Consider the following 11,210-nt stretch of genomic DNA (forward strand, 5'->3'; position numbering starts at 1 on the left):
TCGATGGCCGTCCACGCCACCCTCGACCGGCCGGTCGCCTCCGCCCCGGCCGCGAAACGCCGCAGACGCCGACGCCCCACCGCCTGGATCTTCGCCGGACCCGCGGCCGTCCTCTTCGCACTCTTCTTCGCCTACCCGCTGGGCGCCAGCCTTCTGCAGAGCTTCACCACCGAGGACGCCGGCACCGTCCACTGGGCCGGACTCGCCCAGTACCGGCGCATGATCCACGACCCCGCGTTCCTGGAATCCCTGCTCAACACCGGGATCATCCTCGCCGTGCAGGTCCCCGTGATGATCGGCCTGGCCCTCGTCCTCGCCGTCCTGCTCAACCAGTCCTGGCTGCGCTTCCGCGGCACCTGGCGGGCCGTCTACTTCCTGCCCGCCGTCACCACCCTCGTCGCCTACGCCGTCGTCTTCCAGGTCCTCCTCAAGACCGACGGCGGCCTGGTCAACCAGATGCTCGGCGCCGTCGGCATCGGCCGGGTCGACTGGCTCAACAGCCCCACCTGGGCCCGCATCTCCCTGATCGCGTCCCTGACCTGGCGCTGGACCGGCTACAACGCCGTCATCCTGCTCGCCGGACTCCAGGCCATCGGCAAGGACCAGTACGAGGCCGCCGCCATCGACGGCGCCACCACCTTCTCCACCTACACCCGCGTGATCCTGCCCCAGCTGCGCCCGGTCGTCCTGTTCTGCGTGATCACCTCCACCATCGGCACCCTCCAGCTCTTCGACGAGAACTACGTCCTCACCCGCGGCGGCCCCGACGACGCGACCCTCACCCCCGTCGTCTACCTCTACAAAGTCGGCTTCCAGCAGCTCGATTTCGGTTACGCCGCCGCCATCGCCTGGGTCGTCGTGGCCGTCATCGCCGCGATCTCCGCCCTCCAGTACGTCGCCTTCGGAAGGGAACGCCGCCGGTGACCGCCCTCCAGCAGCTCCCCGTACGCGTCCACCCGGCCCGCCGCGCAGGCCGTTGCGCCGTACGACTGCTCCTCGCCGCCGGCGCCCTCGTCAGCCTGGTGCCGTTCCTGTGGATGGCGATCGCCGCGACGCACTCCACAGCGGACCTGTTCCGCTCGCCACCGCCGTTCCTGCCCGGCGGACAGCTCCTGGACAACCTCGTACGGCTCCAGGACACCATCGGCTTCGGCCAGGTCCTCCTCAACAGCGTCGGCATCGCCGTCGTGCACACCGTCCTCAGCTCCCTGATCTCCGCCATGTGCGGCTACGGGCTCGCCAAGTACCGCTTCCGCGGCCGGGGTCTGCTGCTCGGCGCCGTGCTCGCCACGATGATGATCCCGTTCCAGGTGCTGCTCGTACCGCTGTTCCAGATGATGGCGAGCGTCGGCTGGATCGACTCCTACCAGGCAGTGGTGCTGCCCTTCCTGGCGAACTCCTTCGGCATCCTGCTGATGCGGCAGGGCTTCGTCGACTTCCCCGACGAACTCATCGAATCGGCCCGCATCGACGGCTCCGGCGAACTGCGTACCTTCTACCGGGTCGTCCTGCCCTGCGTGCGCCCACAGCTCGGCGCCCTGGTCATCTTCACCTTCATGGCGCAGTGGAACAGTTTCATCTGGCCCCTGCTCATGCTCAACTCCGAGGACAAATACACCGTGCCCGTCGCACTCAACACCCTCACGGGGCTCTCCCACGTCGACTACTCGGGACTGATGCTCGGCTCCCTCCTCGCGACCCTCCCGCTGATGCTCCTCTTCCTGCTCTTCCAGCGGCAGTTCGTGGCCGGACTCCTCGGCGGGGCGGTGAAGGGATGAGCCGCCCGACCCGGGTCCCCGGCATCCTCTACGGCGGCGACTACAACCCCGAGCAGTGGCCCGAGGACGTCTGGGCCGAGGACGCCGCACTGATGCGCGAGGCCGGCGTCACCATGGTGACCGTCGGAGTCTTCTCCTGGGCCAGGCTCCAACCGGGGCCCGACACCTGGGACTTCGCCTGGCTCGACCGGCTCCTCGACCTGCTGCACGCACACGGCGTCGCCGTCGACCTGGCCACCGCCACCGCATCGCCCCCGGCCTGGCTGATCCGCGCCCACCCCGGAATCCTGCCGGTCACCGCCGACGGCGTACGCCTCGAATTCGGCTCCCGCCAGCACTACTGCCCCTCCTCGCCCGAGTACCGCGCCGCCGCACTCCGCCTCACCCGGGCCGTCGCCGAACGCTACGCGCACCACCCGGCCCTCGCCCTGTGGCACATCCACAACGAGTACGGCGACCACGTCACCGAGTGCTTCTGCGCCCGCTCCGCCGACCACTTCCGCAGCTGGCTCACCGACCGGTACGGCACGATCGACGACCTCAACCACGCCTGGGGCACCGCCTTCTGGTCACAGCGCTACAGCACGTACGACGAGATCGAACCGCCGCGCACCGCCCCCGGCCCCGTCAACCCCACACAACTCCTGGACTGGCGGCGCTTCTGCTCCGACGCCCTCCTCGAATGCCACCGCGCCGAACGCGAGACCCTGCGGGACATCGCCCCGGACACCCCGGCCACCACCAACTTCATGTCGATGTTCAAGGCACTCGACTACTGGAAGTGGGCCGAGCACGAGGACCTCGTCTCCGACGACGCCTACCCCGACCCCGCCGACCCGCGCGCCCACGTCCACGCCTCCCTCAACTACGACCTGATGCGCTCCCTCAAGGGCGGCCGGCCCTGGCTGCTCCTCGAACAGGCACCGTCCGCCGTCAGCTGGCGCCCGGTCAACGTCCCCAAGAAGCCCGGCCTGCAACGCCTCTGGTCCCTCCAGGCCCTGGCCCGCGGCGCCGACGGCATCATGTACTTCCAGTGGCGCGCCTCCCGGGCCGGCGCCGAGAAGTACCACAGCGCGCTGCTCCCGCACCGCGGCACCGCCTCCCGCGGCTGGCGCGAGACCGTGCGCTTCGGCGCCGAACTCGCCCGGCTCGGCGAAATCGCCGGCACCACCTCCCGGGCCGACGTGGCGATCGTCCTGGACTGGGACTCCTGGTGGGCCCTGGAGGCCGACGACCACCCCTCCGCCCGCATGCGCTGGCCCGACCTCCTGCGCCCCTGGTACGCGGCGCTCCACGCCCGCGCCGTCACCGTCGACTTCGTCCCTCCGCACGCCGGACTCGACGGCTACCGGGCGGTCCTCGCCCCCAACCTCCACCTGCTGCGGCCGGAGAACGCCGCCCGCATCGCCGCCTACGTGCGCGGCGGCGGCCACTTCGTGTGCGGCCCCTTCAGCGGCGTCGTCGACGGCCACGACCACATCCACGACGGCGGCGCGCCGGGGCCGCTGCGGGACGTGCTCGGGGTGTCCGTCGACGAGTTCTGGCCGGTCCCCGACGGCGAGACGGTGCGGCTCGCGTCCGGCGCCGGGGCCACCCTGTGGAGCGAGTGGATCGAGACCGGGGGCCCGGCCACCGAGACCGTCGACACGTACGCCTCCGGAGAACTGACCGGCCGCCCCGCCGTCACCCGCCACCCCTACGGCACCGGCACCGCCTGGTACGTGAGCGCCCACCTCGGCGACGGCATCGCGGCCGTGCTCGACGAAGCGCTGCGGGCGGCCGGCGCACACCCCGTGCTGGACGTCCCCCACGGGGTCGAGGCGACCGTGCGCACCGGCGCGCAGGGCACGTACCTCTTCGTCCTCAACCACAACGACCACGACACCCGGACACCACTGACCGGCCCCTGGACAGCCGGCGGCACCGACCTGCTCACCGGAGCCGCCGTCCGCGACCGCATCGACCTCGGCCCGCTCGGCGCCGCGGTCCTGCGCCTCACCACCGACTCCCCTGGAGAGACCGACAAGTGACCGCACACCGATGTCTGGGCGCCCTGACCGCGCTCCTCCTCGCCACGGGCGCCCTCACCGTGCCGCAGACGGCCACCGCCCGCACCCGCCCCGAGCCGCCCCCCTCGTACGCCGACGTCCTCGACCTGCACGGCACCCCCACCACCGCCCAGCCCGGCGACGGCGACGACAACAACCCCGTCACCGTCTTCGCCGACCGGGGCGCCTGGCACGCCTACGCCCTGCCGGAGACCGGCGACGAGGACGCCTACGGCGGCTTCTCCGGGCCCCTCTACATCGCCCAGGAATACCCCTGGTGGCTCAGCAAGTCCTTCAGCCGCATCCGCCTCACCGAACACGGCCGCCCCCTGGACCTGGCCGAAGGGGGCGAGCCGCGCTTCACCTCGCTCCCGGGCAGTCTCCGCCAGTCGTACGACCTCGGCCGCGGCCTGCGCCTCACCCTCGAACTCCGCTTCGCCACCGACCGCAGCGCCCTGGTGCGGGCAGAGGTCCACAACACCGGCCGGGCCCCCCGCACCCTGGGCGCCGAATGGACCGGCAGCCTGCTGCGGCCCGCCGACCGGCCGATGCGCGACGCGCCCTCGCTGACCGCCACCCGCTCGGGCGTCGGCGTCGGCTTCGCGAAGGTCCGCGAGACCTGGGACTACCTCACCGACGGCACGGAACGCTTCGACGTCACGCACAAGGACGCCGTCCGCACGACGGTGGACGGCGACACGTACCGCACCGAGGCGGTGAGACCGGTGACCCTCGCCCCGGGCCGCTCGCACAGCTTCGACTGGACCGAGTCCTACACCTTCACCGCCGCCGAGCACACCGAGGAACGGGCGCGGGTCCGTGACGTGCTCGCCCGCCCCGGCGCCGTCGTCTCCGCCTCCGACGCGCGCTGGCGGGGCTACGTCGCCGGGGTGACCCGGGGCGTCCCGGCCGACCGGCGACGCACGGCCGTCAAGTCGCTGGAGACCCTCGTCACCAACTGGCGCAGCGCGGCGGGGCAGATCAAGCACGACGGCATCACACCGTCGATCTCCTACAAGTGGTTCACCGGCGGCATCTGGGCCTGGGACACCTGGAAGCAGGCCGTGGGCACCGCACGCTTCGCCCCCGAACTGGCCGAGTCGCAGATCCGCGCCATGTTCGACTGGCAGGTCCGCCCGGACTCCACGACCCGCCCGCAGGACGCCGGGATGATCCCCGACGTCATCTTCTACAACGACCCCGCGCGCGGCGGCGGCAACTGGAACGAGCGCAACTCCAAGCCCCCGCTGGCCGCCTGGGCGGTCTGGGAGGTGTACGAGAAGTCGGGGAACAAGGCGTTCCTGCGCGAGATGTACCCGAAACTCGCCGCCTACCAGTCCTGGTGGTACCGCAACCGGGACCACGACCGCGACGGCCTCGCCGAGTACGGCGCCACCGTCGACCCCGCCAACGACTCGCCCGAGCAGCAGCGCCTCGCCGCGGCCTGGGAGAGCGGCATGGACAACGCGCCCCGCTTCGACGCCGCCCTCGGCACCGGCGTCGTCGCCAACCGGGCGGCCGACGGAACGCTTCTCGGTCACTCACTCACCCAGGAGTCCGTCGACCTGAACTCCTATCTCGCCGCGGACCAGAGCTACTTGGCGCGCATCGCGGGCGTGCTGGGCCGCGGCGCCGACGCCGAGCGGTGGAAGCGGCGGTCCGCCGCCACGTCCGCCGCCGTCCGCACGAGGATGTACGACCCCGCGGACGGCTGGTTCCACGACATCGCGCTCGACACCGGTGCACGGCTCACGGCCCGCGGGCGCGGCATCGAGGGCGCCGTCCCGCTGTGGACCGGCACGGCGTCCGGCGTGCAGGCCCGTGCCGTGCGCGACAGGCTGACGGACCCGGAGGAGTTCGCCACCACCGTCCCGTTCCCGACCGTGTCGAAGAGCTCCCCCTACTTCTCGCCGACCGCGTACTGGCGCGGCCCCGTCTGGCTCGACCAGGCGTACTTCGCCCTCGGCGGCCTGCGCCGCTACGGCTACGGCAAGGACGCGGACGCCCTGCGGGACCGGCTCCTCACCCACGCGTCGGGCCTCGCGGGCAACGGGCCGATCATGGAGAACTACGACCCGACCACCGGGGCACCGCTCAACGCTCCCGGCTTCAGCTGGTCCGCGGCCCTGCTGCTGCCGATCCTGACCGGGGGCAAGTAGACGGCGGACGGCCGTAGTCCGTCACGCACCGGGACGTCATGCACCGGGGCACCGCTCGGCGGGCGCCCCGGTGCATGACGTCGGCGCCGGATTTTCGTATCCCCGGAAGGAGATCTGCGCCTTCGCCCCGCCCGGCCTCAGCACATCCAGTTCCGCTGCGCGGCCTGCCACGCCAGTTGCATCCGGGTGGTCGCGCCCGCGAGGGCCATCATCGCCTGGACCCGCCGTTGCACCGTGCGCCGGCTGAGCCCCATCTGACTGGCTATCGCCTTGTCCGCGACGCCCGCGACGAGGAGCGACAGCAACTGGCGGTCCGTCGCCGACAGTTCGTGGCTGCCGGACGAACCGTCCGGGTCGCTGACCGTTCCGGACTCGCTCACATGGAGCGGCACCGCGTCCTCCCAGTAGCGCTCGAACAGGGCGACCAGCGCCTCCAGCAGACTGCTGCCGCGGACCAGTGCCGTGGTGGGCTCCTCGGTGCTGCCGCTCGGCCCGCCGGGGACCAGGGGACAGATGGCGATGGACCGGTCGGCGACCGCCAGCCGCAACGGGAGGTGCGGGACCGCGCGGGCCGTCTCTCCCGCCCGCATGCCCCGCACCACGTTGCCGACGGCGCCCGAGTCGTCGAAGAACGCCCGCTCGTACAGGACGCGGTAGCGCACCCCGCGCGCCAGGGCGTCGTACTCGGCCTCGTTGCTCCCCGAGGGCATGGCCACGTACTGGGCCTTGCAGAACCACAACATCTCGTGGCGTGTGTCGTCCTGGATCCGGCGCAGGTGCTGGCGCAACGCCTCGGCCCCGGTGATCACTTCGATGAGCTGGTCGGGGTCCCGGCGGCGCCGGGTGCGCCGGTAGGTCTCCAGCAGATCGGTGACCGCCACCCGGGCGTGGTCCAGGGCGTCGGACTGCTTCTGGAGGTGCGGCAGCAGGGCGACGTCCGGAGGGGTGGCCGCGAAACCACGGGGTGTCCGGTCCGTCGCGCTGACCAGCCCCTTCGCCGTGAGCGCGGCCAGTACCCGTTCGACCTCCGCCGCCGCCAGACCGGACTGTTCCGCGATCTCGTCCGCCGAGGCGTTGAACAGGGTGACGAGAAGCCGGTACACGGTTTCCTCGGCCGGGGTGAGTCCCACTGCTTCCAGCATCGTGATCCTTTCCGCCCCCGCCGAACGTGCGGCAAGCGACGGAACGGCCCGGTGGAAGCGCCCGGCGACAGGGACTTGCCGGGGACGACCGCCGGTGGGCAACCGCACTATACGCCCCGGACATGTCCGGACCGGAAGGGGAAAGCGGCGGGCACGGAGGATTTGACCACCTCCGTGCCCGCCGCCCCTTCGGTTCTCCGGGAGCTTCGCCCGGCCTACCTGTCGAGCAGGTACGCGCGTTCCACGGTCTGCTGGACCTTGTTCCCGGCACTGTCGGCCGCCGTGACCCGCAGTGTCACGAACGTGTCGCCATGGGCCCGTTCCGGCCGGCCGACGGCAGCGGTGAAGCGGTTTCGGCCGTGATCCCTGACCCGGACCTCCTTCGACCAGGTCCTGCCGTCGTCGTAGGAGACCGCGACCTGGAGGGAGACGCCGCGCGGTGCGGGCAGCCCCTCCTGGTTGCGGACGGCCAGGCCGATCGTGTGGCCGCCCCGTGCGCTCACGGTGTTGTGTTCGTCGACCGGCACGTCGTAGTCGACCTGGAGCAGCGGGAGCACCGTCTTCTCGGCGGCGGTGTCCGAACGGAAGGACCAGGAGGTCTGCGTCCGCGTGCCGAACTTCCACTCGGGGGAGACCCGGGAGGTCGACAGGTCCAGCCGGTAGTCGGCCTTCCCGGGCGCCACCTCGAAGTCCTCCCAGGCGTCCGTGGCATCGGCGATCTTCTTGCCGTCACGGAACAGGGCGACGGAGACGGTGTCGCCCCCGGCCCCTTCGTCGATCGTGCCGAAACCGTCGGTCAGGGCCTGCGACCAGTGGCCCGTGCCGGAGTCGTTGAACTCGGGGACACGGAACGCGAGAACGTCGCGGGAGCGCACGGACGGTGTCGTGGTGCCGCGCGGGACGGACGGCCGCACCACGGCCCCGAACCAGTTCTCGGCGGGCTGCCTGCCGGGCCGGTAGGTCCGCAGGGAGTCGCGCATCCCGGTGGTCAGGGGCGTGTCGACATAGAAGATGAGCACGTTGTTCACCACGTGCAGCCACTGCGTGTCGCCGGCACTGACGTACTCGGTGCGCCGCGCCCCGGTGGGCACGTACCGGCTGTACTGGTTCCAGAAGAAGTTCTGGTACGGGCGGCTGCCGAAGCGCTGCTCGCTCGACCAGGGAACACCGCCGCTCTCGGTGTACGTGGACTCGACGACGGCGCTGTTGCGGTCCGAGACGGTGTGCACGACGCGTTCGGGGATGCGGTCCTCGGACACCTGCATCACGTCGTACAGGTACGGGCTCCTGGCGGTACCGGAGATCGCCACCGCGGTCCTGCGGCGCTCGACGCGTTCCAGCAGGGCTTCGCCCTCGGCCGCGCGCACTCCCATGGTGGGCAGGGGAAGACGCTCGCCGTCCGGGGTCCACCGGCTCCAGGGGTAGTCGCCCGGCGGGTAGACGAGCACGAGTCCGGCGGCGCCGGCGTCGGACGCCGCGCGGGCGAGTTCCGCCGCGTGGGTGACGTCGCTCCTGACGATCGCGAGCCTGCCGCGGACACGGCGCAGATCGGGGGCGGCGGAGGTTCCCGCGTCGACGGCGGTCAGCCGGGTGCCCTTCGCGTCGAACAGCGGGGAGTTGTGCATGTAGTACGGGCCGAGGGCGAGCCGTGAACCGGGGACCCTCGCCTCCAGCAGCGGGGCGACGAGCTGCCAGCGGGAGGCGAACTCGAAACGGCCCTCGGTGACCTTCGCCGTGGGGCTGACGTAGAGCCGCTTGGCTATGTCGAAGTACATCGTGCCCTGGGTCAGACTGTGGCCATCAAGCTGACGGTACGTCTGATAGCTGATGATGCCGCGCTGTTCGGCGGGCCGGGGCGTGCGGATCTCCACCTGGGTGGTTCTGCGGGCGTCCAGCGTGACGGACATGTCCTTGGTGACCTTCACCTCGGGCAGGACGATCTCGCGCAGCTCCTGGCCGTCGGCGGCGTTGTCCAGCGAGGAGTGGCTGAGCTGGTACGTGCCCTCCTCGACCTCGGCGACGGCCGGGCTGGTGCTGAGGTAGCCCTCGAAGCCGTCGGCGCCCCAGATCGTCGGCAGGTCCTTGACCGGCTTCCCCTCGTGGTCGATGACGTTCACGGTGATCCGGTGCCTGGGGCCGTGGACCGAGAGGCTCGCCGTGGTGTGGACGCTCGTCCTGCCGTCGGCGGTGGAGGCGGTCACGTATCCGTAGTAGTCGCCCCGTTCGAGGACCGACGGGTCGACGTGCAGGGACACCTCGGCAGTGGCGGAGGGGGCGATGCGGACCGAGTCGGCGCCGAGCCGCACCGCGCCCTTCGCGACCTCGCGCCCGCCGGTGGTGGCGAGCCGGAGCGTCAGGCCGAGGGTGATCTCGGAGCCGGAGGTGTTGGTGTACCGGATGGTGGCGTTCTGGTCCCGCTCGGCGGTGCCGCCCGTCACGTAGGAGCCGAGCGCCACGGTACCGGTCGCGGTGACCGGTCCGAAGGCGGCGGCCGCCAGGTCGACGCGCCCGCCGCCCTGCTCGGTCACCTGCTGGCCCGGCACCGGGTGGGCGGTGCTCACCAGCGCGTCCTTGAGGCGCACGGCGTCCCAGTCCGGGTGCTGCTGGGCGAGCAGCGCCGCGGCGCCGGCGACGTGGGGGGTGGCCATGGACGTTCCGGAGGCCGCGATGTAGTCGGCGTCCACCGGGTCGCCCATGGTGGTCCCCGCGGCGCGGGCGGCGACGATGCCGACCCCGGGCGCGGTGACGTCGGGCTTGGCCACCCGGTCGGTCGGGCGCGGCCCGCGGCTGGAGAAGGGGGCCAGCGAGTCGTCGCGGTCGACGGCGCCCACGGTGAGCGCCGCGTCGGCCGCTCCGGGCGAGCCGATGGTCTGGCCGCCCTGCTCGCCGTTGTTCCCCGCGGCCACCACGAACAGGGCACCGCTGCTCTTCGTCAGCTCGTTCACCGCGAGGCTCATCGGGTCGGTGCCGTCGCTGGGCGCGTCCGACCCCAGGCTCATGTTGACGACCCGGGCACCGCCGGACGCCGCCCATTCCATGCCGTCGATCACGGCGGACTCGCTGCCGTAGCCGTCGTCCCCGAGGACCTTGCCGATCATCAGCTCGGACTGGGGCGCCACACCCTTGCGCCTGCCGCCGGAGGCCGCCCCGGTGCCGCCGACCGTGGACGCGACATGGGTGCCGTGCCCGAAGGCGTCGTTGGTTCCGGCGCTGCCGGAGAAGTCCTTCGTGGCCGTGGCCCGGCCCGCCAGATCCGGGTGGTCGAGGTCGGCGCCGGTGTCCAGGACGGCGACCTTGACGCCCTGCCCCCGGTAACCGGCGTCCCACGCGGCAGGTGCGTTGATCTGCGCCGTGCTGCGGTCGAGCGTCGGGCTCACCCGCCCGTCCAGCCATACGGTGGCGGCGGTGGTGTCGAGGGCGGAGGGCGACTTGCCCGAGTCGTGGGCGAGTTGCTTCCAGAACCGGCCGAGGTCCTTGTTGCCGATGTGCAGGGAACGGGCGTTGATACTGTCCAGCCGGCGTGCGGGGGTCGCGTCGTCGTTCAGCGCGGACAGGGAGTCGAGGGCGGAGACCGATGCGCCGTGCGGCCGGGAGACGATCAGCGGAAGGGCGTCGGTGTGCGCCTCGTCGTAGCCCTGCGCGAGGAGCCCGGTCACGTCGAAGAGCCGCCGGTCGACCTTCCCCGAGAAGATCGGGGCGATGGCGTCGGAAGGCAGGACGGACAGGGCACCGTCCTCCTCCGTGGTCCGGAAGACGATGTTCTTGCGGCCGGGGCCCGGCTGGACGGAGGCGACCTGTTTGCCGTCGGGACCGGCACTGACGGTCACCCGGTCACCCGTGATCAGCCGCACCGTGGCTTCCGGGTCCGCCGGGGCGGAGCGGACGGGGCCGCCCTGCGCCGGGGAATCGGCGGAGACCGGCGCCACGGCCCCCGCGGTCAGCAGCAAGGCCGTAGGTGCTGCCGCCAAGAGGCGGGCACGTCTCATTTTTCCAACCCTTCTTTCGACACGACTGAGTAGCTGTCCGAAAGAATCCGGCAGAGCCGGAAGGGCTGTCACGGCTTCCCGGTGTCGCCGTTGTGAC

6 protein-coding genes are annotated in these 11,210 nt (G+C 71.8%); 4 read left to right on the forward strand and 2 right to left on the reverse strand.

Annotated features, from left to right (window positions below; all coding sequences use genetic code 11):
- The first annotated feature begins 3 nt into the window (after window positions 1-3).
- Genes ACWCXX_RS28440 through ACWCXX_RS28455 form a run of 4 tightly spaced genes read left to right on the forward strand, consistent with a single transcriptional unit; the run spans window position 4 to window position 5,985 of the window.
- Complete coding sequence (locus ACWCXX_RS28440; protein WP_451132085.1) at window positions 4-924, forward strand: carbohydrate ABC transporter permease; 921 nt, start codon at window positions 4-6, stop codon at window positions 922-924.
- Window positions 921-1,778: a carbohydrate ABC transporter permease gene (locus tag ACWCXX_RS28445; RefSeq protein WP_451132087.1), complete on the forward strand. Its 858-nt coding sequence runs from the start codon at window positions 921-923 to the stop codon at window positions 1,776-1,778. Before ACWCXX_RS28440 ends, ACWCXX_RS28445 begins: the two co-directional genes overlap by 4 nt.
- A complete protein-coding gene (locus ACWCXX_RS28450; RefSeq protein ID WP_451132089.1) occupies window positions 1,775-3,808 on the forward strand; it encodes a beta-galactosidase in 2,034 nt (677 codons plus the stop codon). Before ACWCXX_RS28445 ends, ACWCXX_RS28450 begins: the two co-directional genes overlap by 4 nt.
- Window positions 3,805-5,985: an MGH1-like glycoside hydrolase domain-containing protein gene (locus ACWCXX_RS28455; protein WP_451132091.1), complete on the forward strand. Its 2,181-nt coding sequence runs from the start codon at window positions 3,805-3,807 to the stop codon at window positions 5,983-5,985. Before ACWCXX_RS28450 ends, ACWCXX_RS28455 begins: the two co-directional genes overlap by 4 nt.
- 137 nt (window positions 5,986-6,122) lie before the next feature.
- On the opposite strand, the gene ACWCXX_RS28460 is transcribed toward ACWCXX_RS28455, so the two are convergent.
- The gene (locus tag ACWCXX_RS28460) at window positions 6,123-7,127 is read right to left on the reverse strand and encodes a helix-turn-helix domain-containing protein (RefSeq protein ID WP_451132093.1); all 1,005 of its coding nucleotides are present in this window, start codon (window positions 7,125-7,127) and stop codon (window positions 6,123-6,125) included.
- A 215-nt stretch (window positions 7,128-7,342) separates the two neighbouring features.
- Window positions 7,343-11,113, reverse strand: coding sequence for a S8 family peptidase (locus tag ACWCXX_RS28465; protein ID WP_451132095.1), 3,771 nt, complete (start codon window positions 11,111-11,113; stop codon window positions 7,343-7,345).
- Between the last annotated feature and the right edge of the window lie 97 nt (window positions 11,114-11,210).

Source organism: Streptomyces sp. NPDC001732 (genome assembly GCF_053596315.1).